A 15899-nucleotide genomic window follows, 5' to 3' on the forward strand; every position below is an offset into this window, starting at 1 on the left:
TCGGTGATCGGTTTCCTGCGTGGTGAACTCGGTACCCCGGCGGGTGGCTGGCCCGAACCGTTCCGGGAGAAGGCGCTCGCCGGCCGCAGCGCCGCGAAACCGGAGACCCCGCTGACCGACGAGGACGAGGCCGGGCTGGCCGGTACCTCCGAACAGCGGCGGGCCACCCTGAACCGGCTGCTGTTCCCCGGCCCGACCGCGGAATTCCTGGCCCACCGCGAGAAGTACGGCGATACCACCGGATTGTCGGCGAACCAGTTCTTCTACGGGCTGCGTCACGGCGAGGAACACCGGGTCCAGCTGGAGAAGGGCGTCATCCTGCTCATCGGGCTCGAGGCGATCGCCGAACCCGATGAACGCGGGATGCGTACCGTCATGTGCATCCTCAACGGCCAGTTGCGGCCGGTTCCGGTACGCGACCGGTCCATCGCCAGCGAGATCCCGGCCGCGGAGAAAGCCGACCGCACCAACCCGCATCACATCGCCGCACCCTTCGCCGGTGTCGTCACACTGACGGTCGCCGAGGGCGATAGCGTCGCCCACGGCGACACCATCGGCACCATCGAGGCCATGAAGATGGAAGCGGCCATCACCGCGCCCCGCGGCGGTGTCATCGGCCGGGTCGCGATCACCCAGGTGCAGCAGGTGGAAGGCGGTGACCTGCTGGTCGAGCTGACCGAGCGCGAATCCGAATGACCCGGATCGTCGCCGGACGGGCCGGCGGACGGCGCCTGCGGGTGCCGCCCGCCGGCACCCGGCCCACCTCGGACCGGGTGCGGGAGGCCCTGTTCTCCTCGATCGAGTCCCGGATGGACCTCGACGGCGCGCGGGTGCTCGACCTCTACGCCGGATCCGGGGCGCTCGGCCTGGAGGCGCTGTCGCGTGGCGCCGAGGCGGCGCTGCTGGTCGAATCCGACCGGCGCGCGGCCGCGGTGCTGCGTGGCAATATCGCCGATCTGGGGCTCGCCGGTGCGCAGGTCCGGGCCGGTACGGTGACGCAGGTGCTGGCCCAGGGCGGCGCGGGCGCCTTCGATCTGGTCTTCGCCGATCCGCCCTACGATCTGCCCACCGACGCCGTCCGGGCCGATCTGGTGGCGCTCGCCGCCCACGGGTGGCTCGCCGCCGACGCGCTACTGCTGATCGAACGGTCCGCGCGATCGGCCGAAATCGAATGGCCCGCGGGGTTCGCGGCCGGCGCCGCGCGCCGCTACGGGGAGACCCGGATCGAGTCGGCGGTGTACCCGGGCGCTGACCCGGCCGAATCCGGCGAACCTGCTAGCGTCTGAACCATGGCAAAAGCTATGTGCCCGGGGTCGTTCGATCCGGTGACCAACGGCCATCTCGACGTGTTCCGGCGGGTCGCCGAGCAGTTCGACGAGGTCGTCGTCACCGTGAATGTCAACAAGAAGAAACAGGGCATGTTCTCGATCGACGAGCGGATCGAGTTGCTGCGCGACGCCACCGCGGACCTGCCGAACGTGCGGATCGCGTCCTGGGAGGGTCTGACGGTCGATTTCGCCCGGGAACAGGGCATCACCGCCATCGTCAAAGGTCTGCGCGACGCCGGGGACTTCGGCTACGAACTCCAGATGGCGCAGATGAACAAGAAGCTCTCCGGGGTGGACACCTTCTTCATCGCCACCAACCCGGCGTTCGGTTATCTGTCCAGCTCCCTGGTCAAGGAAGTGGCCGCGTTCGGCGGCGACGTCACCGATATGCTGCCGCCGCTGGTGCACAAACGGCTACTCGACCGGCTCGCCGAGCGCGCCGGCTGACCCCACCCGCTCCCGCTGCGCCGTCACTTCCCGTACCCGGCGCAGCGGGCGGAACACCAGGCCGCGCAGCGCCAGGAAACGCAGCCCGCCGACGGCGGCGCTGATCGCCAGCACGGCCCCCGCCTGGGCCGGTTCGGCCAGATCCGGCGCGAGAACCTCCAGGGTGGCCAGTGCCGCGGTGCTGATGCCCAGGCCGAGCAGTGCCAGGCCGCCGCCCTCCCACTGCGCGGTGAACCAGCCCACCCGCTCGGCCGCGTGGAAGGTGAGCCGGCGATGCAGTTCGTTGGCCAGAACGGTGCTGACCACCGAACCGACGATATTGGCGAGCAGCGTCCCGGCTCCGGTGAGGCTCAGGAACAGCAGCACGTAGGAGATATTGCTCAGCCCGCCGACCAGCGCGAACCGGATCAATTGGGGAAACGCGCGGTCGCCGCGCAGGTACCGCATCAATCGCTGCCGCCAGGCGCCGCGCACGAACGGTTCCGGCCATTCGAGATCCAGATCCCCGGGGTCCAGTGCCCGGGGGGAGGGCAGCTGCAGGATGGTCATGGGCGGTTCCGATCGGGCAAGGGATATCCGTCCCGCCGTGGTGCGGCGGGCGTTCTATGAATTTAACACCAAGCGGAGAAAGCGTCTCCATTTGATTGTCCGGAATCGCCTGAATCACGTCGAACCGGCGACACACCGAAAGTAGGTTCGGCACAGCCACCGGCCCGGGGCACACTGGGAACGGCGTGATATCTCGCCGAACGTCAGCAGGAGGACAGTGAGCATGTACCGGGTATTCGAGGCGCTCGACGAACTGGTCGCCATCGTCGAGGAAGCACGCGGGATCCCCGCGACGCGCAACTGCATCGTCCCGCGTCCGGACACCCTCGACCTGCTCGACGATGTACGCGACGCGCTGCCTGCCGAGATCGACGACGCGCAGGATGTGCTCGACCACCGGGACAAGATCGTCGACGACGCCCGCGGGCTCGCCGAGGAAACCGTCCGGGTCGCCGACGAGCAGGCCGCCGGAACCGTCGCCGACGCCCGCGCCGAGGCCGACCGGATCCTCGCCGAAGCGAAGGCACACGCCGACCGCATGGTGTCGGAGGCCACCGCCCACGCCGACCGGCTGGTCGATACCGCCGGCGCGGAGGCCGAACGGCTGGTCGCCGACGCCAAGGCCGAACACGAAGCGGTGACGGGCCGGGCCCGGGTCGAGGCCGATCGGATGGTCGAGGCCGGGAAGGCCGCCTTCGATCGTTCGGTGGCCGACGGTCAGGCCGAGCAGCGGCGGCTCGTCGAGGACACCGAGGTGGTCCGCGCCGCGCACGCGGAATCGGCCCGGCTCATCGATACCGCCCACGCCGACGCCGACCGGATGCGCGCCGACTGCGATCACTACGTGGACAGCAAACTCGCCGAATTCGAGGAGACGCTGGGCGGCGCTCTGCGCACCGTCGGCCGTGGCCGGCAGCAGCTGCGCAACGGGTCGGGGGTCCCGGACTACGCCTCGGAGTTCCGGCGTTGATGTGAAGCCGGCGGTCGGGAAGCGGCTGTGGTTTTACCGGGGGTGGGCGGGTCGCGTACTGTGGGGTGGTTGCCTGCCGATTCCGGCACGAACCCAACAATCCGAACGAACTCGAGTGGAGTGTTTCGATGCCTGCCGATACCACCGCGCGCTCGCGCTCCGGTGCACCACGTGCACACGGCGCGGGTTTCGTGCTGGATGTACGCAGCCTCGGTCGCGCCCCGGGATCGATGCGCGAGCTGGCGCGGACGGTCACCACGACCGAACGCCTCGGACTGGACCTGATCGGGGTGCCGGTCGGTTCCGACGTGGAGCTGGACCTGCGTTTGCAGTCGGTGTCCGAAGGAGTGCTGGTCACCGGCACGCTGACCGCGCCGCTGACCGGGGAGTGCTCGCGCTGCCTGGAGCAGTTCACCGATAGCCTCGAGCTGTCGCTGACCGAGCTGTTCGCCTATCCGGACAGCACCACCGATCAGACCTCCGAGGACGACGAGGTCTACCGGATGAGCGATGACCTGATCGACCTGGAACCCCTGGTCGTGGATCAGCTCGGCCTGGAACTGCCGCTGCAGCCGCTGTGCGCTCCGGATTGCGCGGGACTGTGCCCCGAATGCGGTGTTCGGATGGCGATTGCGGGATCCGATCACGGGCATGAGATACTTGATCCCCGCTGGGCCGGGCTGGCGAAATTCGCCCCCGGATCGCCCGGCAGCGGCAGCCCCGACGAGGGTGCGGCCACCGGAGATCATTCCACCGAGACAGCACGTAACAGTACAGAGGAGAAGTAGTCGTGGCCGTTCCCAAGCGCCGGATGTCCCGTTCCAATACCCGGTCGCGGCGCAGCCAGTGGAAGGCCGCCGCTCCCACCCTGATCACCTGCCCGAACCGGGCCTGCGGCCAGAAGACCCCGCCGCATATCGCGTGCCCGTCCTGCGGTACCTACAAGGGCCGCCAGGTCGTTTCGGCCGTCTGATCCCCGGTCTACCGTTGACCGCGGGCAAGGACGAATCCGGCGAGCGCAGCGATCACGCGGACCTGCTCGCCGCACTCGGCGTCGAGGTCCGGCCCGATCTGCTGCGCTTGGCGCTGACGCATCGCTCGTACGCGTACGAGAACGGTGGGCTGCCGACCAATGAGCGGCTGGAATTCCTCGGGGATTCGGTCCTCGGCCTGAGCATCACCGAACGGCTCTATCACGAGCATCCGGAGAAATCCGAAGGTGAGCTGGCCAAGCTGCGCGCCAGTGTGGTGAATATGCACGCGCTGGCCGAGGTGGCCCGGAATCTGGGCGACGGCGGCCTGGGTGTGCATCTGCTGCTCGGTAAGGGCGAGGAGCTCACCGGCGGCCGTGACAAGCCCAGCATCCTGGCCGACGGGATGGAGTCGCTGCTCGGCGCCGTCCATCTCGAGCACGGGATCGATGTGGCACGCGAGGTCGTACTGCGGCTGTTCGCGGATCTGCTCGAGCGCGGACCGCGGATGGGCGCGGGCCTGGACTTCAAGACCAGCCTGCAGGAGCTGACCGCCGAACGCGGTCTCGGCGTGCCCAGCTACGAGATCACCTCCACCGGCCCCGATCACGACAAGGAATTCACCGCGACCACCGTGATCGCCGGTGATGCCTACGGTCAGGGAGTCGGGCGTTCGAAGAAGGAAGCCGAACAGAAGGCGGCGGGTGCGGCCTACCGCGCTTTGACCGGCGAATCCTGAATGCCCGAACTTCCCGAGGTCGAGGTGGTTCGCCGCGGCCTGACCCAGCACCTGTCGGGACGGACCGTCGAATCGGTGACCGTCACCCATCCCCGGTCGGTGCGCCGCCATATCGCGGGCGCCGCGGATATGGCGGCCCGGCTCACCGGGCTGTCGGTGGACACCGCCGAACGCCGCGGTAAGTATCTGTGGCTCACCTTCCGCGATCCCGGCGGCCATCCGGCCGAGGACGCGCTGGTCGTGCATCTGGGTATGAGCGGGCAGATGCTGGTGCAATCCGCGGACGCACCTGTGGAGAAGCACACGCATATCCGCGCCACCCTCGACGACGGGCGCGAACTACGGTTCGTCGACCAGCGCACCTTCGGCGGTTGGGTGCTGGCCCCGCTGGTCTCGGTCGACGGGACCCGGTTGCCCTATCTGCTGGCGCATATCGCGCGGGACCCGCTGGACCCGTTCTTCGACGACGAGGCCGTGGTCACCGCCCTGCGGGCCAAACGCACCGAGATCAAACGGGTGCTGCTGGACCAGACGGTGGTCTCCGGCATCGGCAACATCTACGCCGACGAGGCGCTGTGGCGGTCGGAGGTACACGGCAACCGCCTCGCCGCCACCCTGACCAAACCCAGGCTGCGGCGCGTGCTCGCCGACGCCCGGGCCGTGATGGGTGACGCGCTGGCCGCGGGCGGAACCTCCTTCGACGCGCTGTATGTCAACGTCAACGGCGAATCCGGCTATTTCGAGCGGGCGCTGGCGGTCTACGGTCGCGGTGATCGGCCGTGCCGGCGCTGCGGGGCGGTCATCGTGCGGGAGAAGTTCATGAACCGCTCCTCGTACTCGTGTCCGCGCTGCCAGCCGCCGCCGCGGCGGCGCTGATCCTCCGGCCCGGAGTCTTCGTCCGGCCTCTCGCCTCGGAGCCCCTCGCGCGTTACGGTTTGTTCCGGGGCAAGATCACCCCGGTCCGTCTGGGAGGGACGCCATGCGCAAACTCACCTACTACGTCGCCGCCACCATCGACGGGTTCATCGCCACCGAGGACGGGTCGGTGGATTTCTTCCCGGTGGGTGGCGATCACGGGCCCACCATCACCGCGCAGTACCCGGAGACGCTGCCGTCGAAAGTGCGCGAGACGCTCGGAATCGAGCGGCCCAACGCGAACTTCGACACGGTGATCATGGGCCGGAAAACCCATGATTTCGGGGTCCGTACCGGCACCTCCAGCCCTTACGCCCATCTCCGGCAGTTCGTGGTGTCCACGACCTTGCCCGGCGCCCCGGACCCGGCCGTGGAACTGATCGCGGCCGATCCGCTGGCCCGGGTCCGGGAGCTCAAACGGGAGAAAGGGCTCGGCATCTGGTTGTGCGGCGGCGGGGAGCTGGCCCAGGTACTGCTGCCGGAGATCGACCAGATCTATCTGAAGTTGTATCCGATCGTGCTCGGGAAGGGCCGGCCGCTGTTCGGCACCGGCCCGCGGCTGCCCGAACCCGCCCATTTCCGGACCATCACCAGTCAGGTCTTCGAGGACGGTGTCGCGTTCGTGAAGTACGGCCGGAGTCGCTGACCCGTGACCGGCGCCGGACCGGACAGCACCGCGGCATCCGCGCCGGGGCCGGTGGCGGCGCTGCGCGAGATCGGGTTCTGGCTCGAACGGGCCCGGGAGCAGACCTACCGGGTCAAGGCCTACCGGCGGGCCGCCGACACCCTGGCCGGGCTCGGCGCCGACGAACTGGATCGTCACCGCGCCGCGACCAGCTGGCGGGAGCTACCCGGTATCGGGCCCAAGACCGCCACGGTCATCGAGGAGGCGTACGCGGGCCGGGTGCCGCGCTACCTGGCCGAACTACGCGCGGCGGCGACGCCGATCGGACCGGAGGGTGCGGCGATCCGGCAGCGGTTACGCGGTGATCTGCACACTCATTCCGACTGGTCCGACGGTGGCAGCCCGATCGCGGAGATGATGGTTTGTGCCGCGGCCCTGGGCCACGAGTACTGCGCGCTCACCGACCATTCACCCCGGCTTACCGTCGCCAACGGATTGTCCGCGCAGCGGCTGCGGCGCCAACTCGACGTGATCGCCGAACTGGCGGCCGAACTGGCGCCCTTCCGGATCCTCACCGGGATCGAGGTGGATATCCTCGACGACGGCTCGCTGGATCAGGACGCCGATCTGCTCGAACAGCTCGATATCGTGGTGGCCAGCGTGCATTCCCGGTTGCGCGACGATCGCGACACCATGACCCGGCGGATGGTGTACGCGGTGGCGAACCCGCGGGTGGATGTGCTCGGTCACTGCACCGGGCGTCTGGTCGAGGGCGGACGCGGGACGCGGCCGGAATCGGATTTCGACGCCGAGATCGTGTTCGAGGCCTGCCGCCGCTACGGAACCGCGGTCGAGATCAACAGTCGTCCCGAACGCCGGGATCCGCCGTCGCGGCTGCTGCGCCTCGCCGCCGAGATGGGCTGCGATTTCGCGCTCGATACCGATGCGCACGCCCCGGGCCAGCTGGACTGGCAGGGTTACGGGTGCGCCCGCGCGGCGGCCTGCGGGATCGACCCCGGCCGGATCATCAACACCCGGCCGGTGGACGAACTCCTGGAGTGGACGCGCGCCTCCGGCGGCTGACCCGGCTCGGAACCGGACGAATTGTCGGTGCCGCCACCGATAATGCCCGGTATGCGCGAACTCTCCCTGCGGGCACTGAACCGGACCCTGCTGGTGCGCCAGCATCTGACGGCCCGCGCCGAGCTGGAGCCCCATGATCTGATCCGGCATCTGGTGGCGGTGCAGGGACAGGAGCCGAACTGGCCCTATATCGGGCTGTGGTCGCGGCTTTCCCGGTTCGGGCCCGACGATCTCGCCGCCCTGCTGCGCGACCGGAAACTGGTGCGGTCGACCACCCTGCGGCGCACCGTGCATCTGAGTACGGCCGAGGATTTCCGCTGGCTGCGCCCCACCGTGCAGCCCTTCGTGGCCGGAGCCCTCAACACCGCGTACTACCGCACCGAGATCGACGGTATCGACCTGCCGGCGCTGGCGGCCGCCGGGCGCGAACTGCTGGCCGGTCGGCAGCTGTCGCGCAGGGACCTGGGCCGCGAACTGGCCGGACGCTTCCCGGGGCGGCATACCCGCCGGCTCGCGGAGTCGGTGGAGGTGCTGGTGCCGATGGCGCACGGCGCCGAATCGGGTGAGTGGGGGCGCTGGCGCAATCGCTACGTCACCATCGGCCTGGCCGACGAATGGATCGGGGCGGCCCTGGCGGCGCCGGATCCGGGCACGCTCATCGTCCGCTACCTGGCGGCCTTCGGCCCGGCGACCGTCGCCGATATCCAGGCCTGGTCGGGTCTGACCCGGCTGGGGGAGGTGATCGTCCCGCTCCGGCCGCGATTGCGGGTGCTGCGCGGTCCGGAGGGCGCGGAGCTCTTCGATCTTCCCGACGCCCCGCTCGCCGATCCCGGTCTGGTGGTCCCGGTTCGTTTCCTGCCCGCGTTCGACAACGCCGTACTCGGCTACCGGGACCGGCGCCGCATCGTCTCCGAGGAGGACAGGCGGCGCACCGCGCGCGAGGCATCCGGCGGTGTGCCGGTGTATCTGGTGGACGGGTTCGTGCACGGCCGATGGGCACTGGACGGGACGACACTGCGGATCCAGCCGTGGCATCCGCTGGGCGCCGGTGCGCGGGACGAGGTCGTGACCGAGGCGCGCCGGCTGCTCGCGTTCGTGGGCGCGGACCCGGACGGCGCGGTCGTCTTCGACGAGTGAGCGTGACCCGGGCGGGCCGCGGATGTCCGGGTGGTGAACGATGGCCGAACAGTTGCCGGGTGCCGCCGCTTTCGGCGGTGACTGTCGAAAGATAAAGGCAACAGGGATGTTTCGGGGAGGGTAGCCGCCGGTGGGTGCACTGCTGTTCAATATCGTTCTCCCGCTGGCCGGTATCGCCATTCCGGTGGGCGCGTTCGTCTGGGAATTCGTCTTCGTCGGACGGAAGCGGCTCGGCTGGCGGGTGCAGATGGACACCCCGGTCACCGGTGAGGCCGATTCGGGGCACGCCGGTGCCTTACGGCATCTGCGGCAGACCGACGACGGCCCGGACCGCAACCTGCAGGATCTGTCGGTGGTCCTGGTCCGGATCGAGAACAGCGGGGCCACCACCATCACCGCCGCCGACTACGTGACCGCGGCGGACGGCCGGGCAGGTCTGCATCTGCTCTTTCCCGACCGCCGGGTGATCGGGATGGCGGTCACCGAACTCAGTGACGACGGACTCGCGGTGTGCTTCGAACCGGAATCCGGGTTCGCGCACCGGGAACTGCCCGGATCGCAGCACATCGGCGTGATCGACCTGCCGAAGGTGCCGCTCAACCGGTCGCAGCACTACAAGATCCTGGCGACTCTGGAACGCACCGCGGGCACCGGCGAGTATCCCGAACCCACCATGCAGGGGGTGGTGACCGCGGGCGGTGTCGCGAAAACCCGCGGCCGCACCGGTGTCTCGATGCTGATGGTGGCGCTCGTCGGATTCCTGGTCACCGTGATCGCCGCGATGACGGTGATCGATGCCGTCGAGCCCGAACCCGCGCCGGCCGGATGCGCCACCGGCACGCTCACGGTCGTGGGATCCACCGCGTTCGAACGGGTGCTGCGGGAGGCCGGCGAACTCTACGAACGAACCTGCCCCGGTTCGGACTTCGCATACGGGTTCGAGGGCAGCGAACGCGGTATGGCGGCGGTGGCCGATGAAAAGGGCCGTGACGGAACGCTGCTGGCGATCGGTGACGCGCCCAAGGACGCCGGCTACCCCGCACTGGTGCAGCGACCGCTGGCGCTCTCGCTGTTCAGCGTGGTCGTACACCCGGATACCGGCGTGCGGGATCTGTCGGTGGGGCAGATCCGGGATCTGTTCCTGGGCCGGGTCACCAATTGGCAGCAGGTGGGAGGCGCCGATCGGCCGGTACGCGTCGTGAACCGCTATCCGGGGTCGGGCAGCCGGTGGAACCTCGAGACGCGGTTGCTCGACTCGGCGCAGCAGTTCGAGGCGGGAATCACCTGCAACGAATTGCGGCGCGGCACCGGGTCCGGCCGGTGCCAGACGCTGACCACCGCCGATGTGCTCGCCGAGGTCACCCAGACCAGCGGTGCGGTCGGTTACAGCGAGAGTGCCGACGCCGCAGCCACCGAGGGCGTGGTGAGCGTCACGATCGACGGGCGGCCGGCGACCCGCGAGGAGGCCGCCGCCCGGGCCTACCCGTTCTGGGGTGTGGAGTACGCGTTCTCCCAGGGTGACTTCGCGCCGGGTTCGCTCGGGGCGAGCTTTCTCCGGTTCCTCACCGCCGAGGCCGGTCAGGACGTGATCCGGTCGTACGGGAACCTGCCCTGTGCCGAACTCGCGGATCCGTCGTGGTGCCGGCCCGGCGACTGAGCGGCGGCCGCCCCGCGCCGACGTGTGCGACGCGACATCGGCGGGGGCGTAAAGATCGCGCAAGCGGCCGGTTCTGCTCCGTGGAACGCGGGTAGTTTCACAGCGCGGCACCGTAGTGGCGGCCGGAGACACCGGTCCCGCGCGATGCGTGAGGGAGAGGACGAGCATGTCCGTGGTGGCGTGTGCGTTGATCGCAGTTTTCATCGCCGGTCTGTTGCTGCTGCGAGTGACCGCGGCGGCGCTGGAGGCCCGGGAACACCGCGCGATACGGGTGCCGGTCCGGGCACCGCGCCCGCCGGGCAGGCGCTGACCGGCGGCGGACGGGTTCGTTCCCCGCGGCCGGGGATGGCAGGATCGCAGCATGGCTGAAGACACCACCGCGGCGCCGGCCGGCGATACGTCCCCCGCCGCCGCACCCGGTCCGACCACGCTGTGGGTCGAGCGCACCGGCACCCGGCGCTATACCGGCCGCAGCTCGCGCGGCGCGGAAGTGCTGGTCGGCTCCGACGGCGTACCGGGGGTCTTCACACCCGGTGAACTGCTCAAGATCGCGTTGGCCGCCTGCTCCGGGATGAGTTCGGATTTCCCGCTGTCGCGCCGTCTCGGTGACGACTACGACGCCACCATCCGGGTGTCCGGCGCGGCCGACCGCGAGAACGAGGTCTACCCGCAGCTCGACGAGGTGTTCGAACTGGACCTCAGCGAACTCGACGAAGCGGCCCGGGAACGGTTGCTGGTCACGGTGCAGCGGGCCATCGACAAGGTGTGCACGGTCGGGCGGACGCTGAAGGCCGGGAGCAAGGTGACGTTGTCCTTCGAGATCGATACCGCCGACTGAGATGACCGGCGGCGTCGACGAGACGAGCCCGGTGCGGTTGAGCGCCTGGGTGCACGGGCTGGTGCAGGGTGTGGGTTTCCGCTGGTGGACCCGGTCCCGGGCGCTGGAACTCGGGCTCACCGGTCAGGCCACCAATGCCCCGGACGGCCGGGTGCACGTGATCGCGGAGGGCGGACGCGACGCGGCGGGCCGGCTGCTGGCACTGCTCCGCTCGGGAGAGACGCCCGGCCGGGTGGATCTGGTGGTGGAATCCTGGGAGCCCGCGCGCGGCGGGTTCGCGGGGTTCGTCGAACGCTGAGGAGCACCGCGCTCGCGGGTCCGTGGGCAATGGGGCGGGCGGCCGCGAACCCTTGACATTCCATTGTGGAAGTAGGATCCTGGATTGAGTTCCACAGTGGAATGTGGGTCGACCTCAAAGGGGAACGCTATGGAGATCTCGACGGGAACCCGGGCCTCCGACGCCGAACGTGATCGCATCGTGGGGGAGCTGGGCCGGCACCTGGGCGAGGGGCGCCTCGACCTCACCGAATACGACCAGCGGGTCGCGCAGGTCTACCGGACCACCACCCGCGAGGATCTGCGGGCCGTCCTGGCGGATCTGCCCGCCGCGCCCGCGCCGGCGCCGAGTCGCCGCCGGCGGCGTTTCCCGATCTGGCAGCGGATCGAGGCGAGCGCCTGGCTGTCGGTGAGTGTGCTGGTGCTGGTGATCTGGGCCGCCGTCTCGCTCGGTGTCGGAGCCTTCACCTACTTCTGGCCCATCTGGGTCATCGGGCCGTGGGGTGCGGTGCTGGCGGTACGCGCGGCCACCGGTCTCGAAGCGGGTGTCTGCCATGGCCGTAAGGCATAACGGCCGGTAGCCTCGGCGCCCGTTCCGGCAATCGGACGGCCACGGCCGGTGCGCCGGATGGGGGCATGACGACGCGGACCTATACGATGACTGATCGGCCTGGGTGAGGCGAACAGTTCATGGAGGCGGAAAGGGTCGTCGGCGTTGCACCTGAAGAGCTTGACGTTGAAGGGGTTCAAATCCTTCGCGTCCGCGACGACTCTGCGGTTCGAACCCGGCATCACCTGCGTGGTGGGCCCCAACGGGTCGGGGAAATCCAATGTCGTCGACGCGCTCACCTGGGTGATGGGCGAACAGGGGGCGAAAGCGCTGCGCGGCGGCAAGATGCAGGATGTCATCTTCGCCGGCACCTCCGGCCGCGCGCCGCTGGGGCGCGCCGAGGTCACGCTGACCATCGACAACTCCGACGGCGCGCTGCCCATCGACTACGCCGAGGTCTCCATCACCCGCCGGATGTTCCGGGACGGCGCCGGCGAATACGAGATCAACGGCAACTCCTGCCGCCTGATGGACGTGCAGGAACTGCTCAGCGATTCCGGTATCGGCCGGGAGATGCATGTCATCGTCGGCCAGGGGCAGCTGTCGGCCATTCTCGAATCGCGGCCGGAAGACCGCCGCGCCTTCATCGAAGAGGCCGCCGGTGTGCTCAAACACCGCAAACGCAAAGAAAAGGCCGTCCGCAAACTGGATGCCATGCAGGCCAACCTGGCCCGCCTCACCGATCTCACCGCCGAATTGCGCCGCCAGCTCAAACCGCTGGGCCGCCAGGCCGAGGTCGCGCGCCGCGCGCAGACGGTGCAGGCGGATCTGCGCGACGCCCGGTTACGTCTGGCCGCCGACGATCTGGTGACCCGCCGCGGCGAACTGGAGAGCCAGCAGAGCAAAGAGGCCTACGCGCGCGAACAGCAGATCACCGTGCAGAGCGAACTGGACGCCGCGCAGGCCGCGCTGGCCCAGCAGGAATACGAACTCTCCCGGCTGACTCCCGGCGCCGAGGCGGCCGGGCAGCTGTGGTTCCAGCTCTCGGCGCTGACCGAACGGGTGAACGCGACCATCCGTATCGCCGGTGACCGGGCCCGCCACCTGGACACCGCGGCCCCCACCGGCACCGGTCGTGATCCGGACCAGCTCGAAGCCGAGGCCGACCGGGTCGAGGCCGAGGAGGCCGAACTCCGCGAGGCGGTGGAGATGGCGGGTGAAACCCTCGAAGCGGCCCGCGACGGACTCGCCGACCGTGAACACGCGGCGAAGGCCGCCGAGCAGGCCCATCTGGCCGCGGTCCGGGCGATCGCGGACCGGCGGGAAGGGCTGGTGCGGTTGTCGGGCCAGGTCGACAACCTGCGCACCAAGGCCCAGACCGCCGATGCCGAGATCGTGCGCCTGTCGACCACACTCGCCGAGGCGCGGGCGCGGGGCACCGAGGCGCAGACCGAGTTCGACTCCGTTCAGGACGAACTCGTCGAACTGGACGCGGGTGAAGCGGGTCTCGACGCCCAGCACGAACACGCGGTGGAAGCGCTGACACTGGCCGATCGGCGGGTCACCGAACTGCGTGCCGAGGATCGCGACGCGGGGAAGAAGGTCGCCTCGCTGACCGCGCGGATCGAGGCACTCGGCATGAACCTGGCCAGCCGCGACGGTGCGGCCTGGCTCACCGAGAACCATCCGGCCGGATTGCTGGGCCCGCTGTCGGAACAGTTGCGGGTGCACACCGGGTACGAGACCGCGGTCGCCGCGGTCTTCGGCCCGGTGGCCGAGGCACTGGTCGCCGATACCGGCGATACCGCGCGCAGCGCCCTGCGCGCCCTCGGTAAGGCCGACGGTGGCCGGGCCGCGCTGGTCTACGCGGGTTCCGGCGGTTCGCCCGGCGCCGAACCGGGGGAGGCACTGCCCGATCCGGCCCGCTGGCTGCGGGATGTGCTCGATTGCCCGGATACCGTGCACGCCGCCGTGGCCGCGCTGACCCACCGGGTGGCGGTGGTCCCGGATCTGGACGCGGCCGCCGCCCTCCTCGGCTCCCACCCGGAACTGCGGATCGTCACCCGTGACGGAGATCTGGCCGGAACCGGGTGGCTCATCGGCGGGTCCGACCGGTCGCCGAGCCGGCTCGAAGTGCAGGCGCAGATCGATGCGGCCGAATCGGAACTGCGCGCCGCGCAGCGCCGTGCCGAGGAATTGGAGGCGAGCCTGGCCGGCGCGCTCGACGAGCAGTCCGACCGCAAGGACGCGGTGGATCAGGCCCTGCTCGCCCTGCACGAATCCGATCAGACCCTCAATGCCGTCTACGAGCGGCTCGGGCGGCTGGGCGCGGCGGTGCGTACCGCCCAGACCGAGTCCGAACGGGTCATCGGTCAGCGGACCACCGCCGAAACCACCCGGGAGCAGACGCTCACCGCGCTTGCCGAACTCGAGGAGCGGCTGCGCCACGTCGAACGCGAACAGGCCGATTCCGGCGGCGACGAGGCCGGCGCCGCCGGAACCGAGGCGGCGGCGCTGGCCCGGGAAGAGGCCGCCGCCGCGCTGGCCGAGGCCCGGACGATGGAGGTCGAGGCCCGCCTGGCGGTGCGCACGGCCGAGGAGCGGGCCGAATCGGTGCGCGGTAAAGCGGATTCGCTGCGCCGCGCCGCCCGGGCCGAACGCGACGCGCGGGCCCGGGCCGAACGCGCCCAGGCGGCCCGGCGCCGGGCCGCGCAGGTGGCCGCGGCCGTGGCCGAATCCGGTGGCGAACTGGCCACCCGGCTGGAACAGGTGGTGGCCGCGGCGGGCGCCCGGCGCGACGATCTGGTGCGCCGGCGTACCGAATGCGCGACCGGTGTGGACCAGATCAAGGAACGGGTCCGGGCATTGAGCACCCAACTCGGGCAGCTCACCGACGCGGTGCATCGCGACGAGGTCGCCAAGGCGCAGGCCGCGCTGCGGATCGAGCAGCTGGAAACCACTATCGCCGAGCAGTTCGGTATCGCGCTGGACGATTTGATCGCCGAATACGGACCCGACGTCGCGCTGGCGCCCAGCGAACTCGAGATGCGGGAATACGAGCAGGCCAAGGAACGCGGGGAAGCGGTCACCGCGCCCGCGCCGATGCGGTTCGATCGCGCCTCGCAGGAGCGGCGCGCCAAACGCGCAGAAAAGGATCTGACCACTCTCGGCAAGGTGAATCCGCTGGCGCTGGAGGAGTTCGCGGCCCTCGAGGAGCGCTACAACTTCCTGGCGACCCAGCTCGAGGACGTCAAGAAGGCCCGGCAGGATCTGCTCGACGTGGTGTCGGAGGTGGACGCGCGCATCCTGCAGGTGTTCACCGACGCCTACGCCGATGTGGAGCGGGAGTTCGTCCAGGTCTTCTCGGCGCTGTTCCCGGGCGGTGAGGGCCGGCTACTGCTCACCGACCCCGGCGATATGCTCACCACCGGTATCGAGGTGGAGGCCCGCCCGCCCGGGAAGAAGGTGAAGCGTCTGTCGCTGCTGTCCGGCGGCGAGAAATCGCTGACCGCCGTGGCGCTGCTGGTGGCCATCTTCCGGGCCCGGCCCTCGCCGTTCTACGTGATGGACGAGGTGGAGGCCGCGCTCGACGACACCAATCTGCGCCGGCTCATCGGGTTGTTCGAACAGCTGCGCGAGAAGAGCCAGCTGATCGTCATCACCCACCAGAAGCCGACCATGGAGATCGCCGACGCCCTCTACGGCGTGAGTATGCGCGGCGACGGGATCACCCAGGTCATCTCGCAGCGACTGCGCGGACAGGATCTCGCTTCCACCGGCTCCGCCGGCTGACCGCGCGACCGCGGCCGGGACA

The 15899-nt window shown here is 69.9% G+C and carries 18 protein-coding genes; 17 read left to right on the plus strand and 1 reads right to left on the minus strand.

Annotation, left to right across the window (positions count from 1 at the left end; genetic code table 11):
• The 3 genes from ACZ6SF_RS00005 to coaD form a co-directional block, all read left to right on the plus strand.
• A partial coding sequence (locus ACZ6SF_RS00005) for a biotin/lipoyl-containing protein (protein ID WP_466059255.1) occupies positions 1-696 on the plus strand: 696 nt, incomplete at its 5' end.
• Entirely contained in the window at positions 693-1286 is a 594-nt protein-coding gene (gene rsmD, locus ACZ6SF_RS00010) for a 16S rRNA (guanine(966)-N(2))-methyltransferase RsmD (protein WP_466059257.1), read from the plus strand. The genes ACZ6SF_RS00005 and rsmD, both read left to right, overlap by 4 nt.
• Positions 1287-1289: 3 nt before the next feature.
• Positions 1290-1775, plus strand: coding sequence for a pantetheine-phosphate adenylyltransferase (gene coaD, locus ACZ6SF_RS00015; protein WP_466059258.1), 486 nt, complete (start codon positions 1290-1292; stop codon positions 1773-1775).
• Here coaD and ACZ6SF_RS00020 read toward each other — a convergent pair.
• Complete coding sequence (locus ACZ6SF_RS00020; protein WP_466061278.1) at positions 1743-2222, minus strand: GtrA family protein; 480 nt, start codon at positions 2220-2222, stop codon at positions 1743-1745. The genes coaD and ACZ6SF_RS00020 overlap by 33 nt on opposite strands.
• A gap of 325 nt (positions 2223-2547) precedes the next feature.
• Between ACZ6SF_RS00020 and ACZ6SF_RS00025 the strand changes: the two genes are divergently transcribed.
• The 14 genes from ACZ6SF_RS00025 to smc all read left to right on the plus strand — a co-directional run bounded on the left by ACZ6SF_RS00025 (position 2548) and on the right by smc (position 15877).
• Complete coding sequence (locus ACZ6SF_RS00025) at positions 2548-3294, plus strand: DivIVA domain-containing protein (protein WP_466061279.1); 747 nt, start codon at positions 2548-2550, stop codon at positions 3292-3294.
• A gap of 128 nt (positions 3295-3422) precedes the next feature.
• Positions 3423-4082 (plus strand): YceD family protein, encoded by a 660-nt coding sequence (locus tag ACZ6SF_RS00030; RefSeq protein WP_466059260.1) that lies wholly within the window; start codon positions 3423-3425, stop codon positions 4080-4082.
• Positions 4083-4084: 2 nt separating this feature from the next.
• Positions 4085-4267: a 50S ribosomal protein L32 gene (gene rpmF / locus ACZ6SF_RS00035; protein ID WP_039825884.1), complete on the plus strand. Its 183-nt coding sequence runs from the start codon at positions 4085-4087 to the stop codon at positions 4265-4267.
• A gap of 14 nt (positions 4268-4281) precedes the next feature.
• Positions 4282-5004: a ribonuclease III gene (gene rnc, locus ACZ6SF_RS00040; RefSeq protein ID WP_466059262.1), complete on the plus strand. Its 723-nt coding sequence runs from the start codon at positions 4282-4284 to the stop codon at positions 5002-5004.
• Positions 5005-5880 carry a bifunctional DNA-formamidopyrimidine glycosylase/DNA-(apurinic or apyrimidinic site) lyase gene (mutM, locus tag ACZ6SF_RS00045; protein WP_466059263.1) on the plus strand — a complete coding sequence of 292 codons (876 nt, stop codon included), beginning with the start codon at positions 5005-5007 and terminating at the stop codon, positions 5878-5880.
• Positions 5881-5983: 103 nt separating this feature from the next.
• A complete protein-coding gene (locus ACZ6SF_RS00050) occupies positions 5984-6565 on the plus strand; it encodes a dihydrofolate reductase family protein (RefSeq protein WP_466059265.1) in 582 nt (193 codons plus the stop codon).
• A gap of 3 nt (positions 6566-6568) precedes the next feature.
• Positions 6569-7627 (plus strand): PHP domain-containing protein, encoded by a 1059-nt coding sequence (locus ACZ6SF_RS00055; protein ID WP_466059267.1) that lies wholly within the window; start codon positions 6569-6571, stop codon positions 7625-7627.
• Positions 7628-7678: 51 nt separating this feature from the next.
• Positions 7679-8764: a winged helix DNA-binding domain-containing protein gene (locus ACZ6SF_RS00060; protein WP_466059269.1), complete on the plus strand. Its 1086-nt coding sequence runs from the start codon at positions 7679-7681 to the stop codon at positions 8762-8764.
• A 130-nt stretch (positions 8765-8894) separates the two neighbouring features.
• The gene (locus ACZ6SF_RS00065) at positions 8895-10421 is read left to right on the plus strand and encodes a PstS family phosphate ABC transporter substrate-binding protein (protein WP_466059271.1); all 1527 of its coding nucleotides are present in this window, start codon (positions 8895-8897) and stop codon (positions 10419-10421) included.
• A gap of 166 nt (positions 10422-10587) precedes the next feature.
• Positions 10588-10731 carry a hypothetical protein gene (locus ACZ6SF_RS00070; protein ID WP_466059273.1) on the plus strand — a complete coding sequence of 48 codons (144 nt, stop codon included), beginning with the start codon at positions 10588-10590 and terminating at the stop codon, positions 10729-10731.
• A gap of 51 nt (positions 10732-10782) precedes the next feature.
• Entirely contained in the window at positions 10783-11259 is a 477-nt protein-coding gene (locus ACZ6SF_RS00075) for an OsmC family protein (protein WP_466059274.1), read from the plus strand.
• Position 11260: 1 nt separating this feature from the next.
• Positions 11261-11557 carry an acylphosphatase gene (locus ACZ6SF_RS00080; protein ID WP_466059275.1) on the plus strand — a complete coding sequence of 99 codons (297 nt, stop codon included), beginning with the start codon at positions 11261-11263 and terminating at the stop codon, positions 11555-11557.
• A 129-nt stretch (positions 11558-11686) separates the two neighbouring features.
• Complete coding sequence (locus ACZ6SF_RS00085) at positions 11687-12106, plus strand: DUF1707 SHOCT-like domain-containing protein (RefSeq protein WP_466059277.1); 420 nt, start codon at positions 11687-11689, stop codon at positions 12104-12106.
• A gap of 144 nt (positions 12107-12250) precedes the next feature.
• Entirely contained in the window at positions 12251-15877 is a 3627-nt protein-coding gene (gene smc / locus ACZ6SF_RS00090) for a chromosome segregation protein SMC (protein ID WP_466059279.1), read from the plus strand.
• The last annotated feature ends 22 nt before the right edge of the window (positions 15878-15899 follow it).

The sequence above is a fragment of the Nocardia sp. NPDC049935 genome (assembly GCF_055586645.1).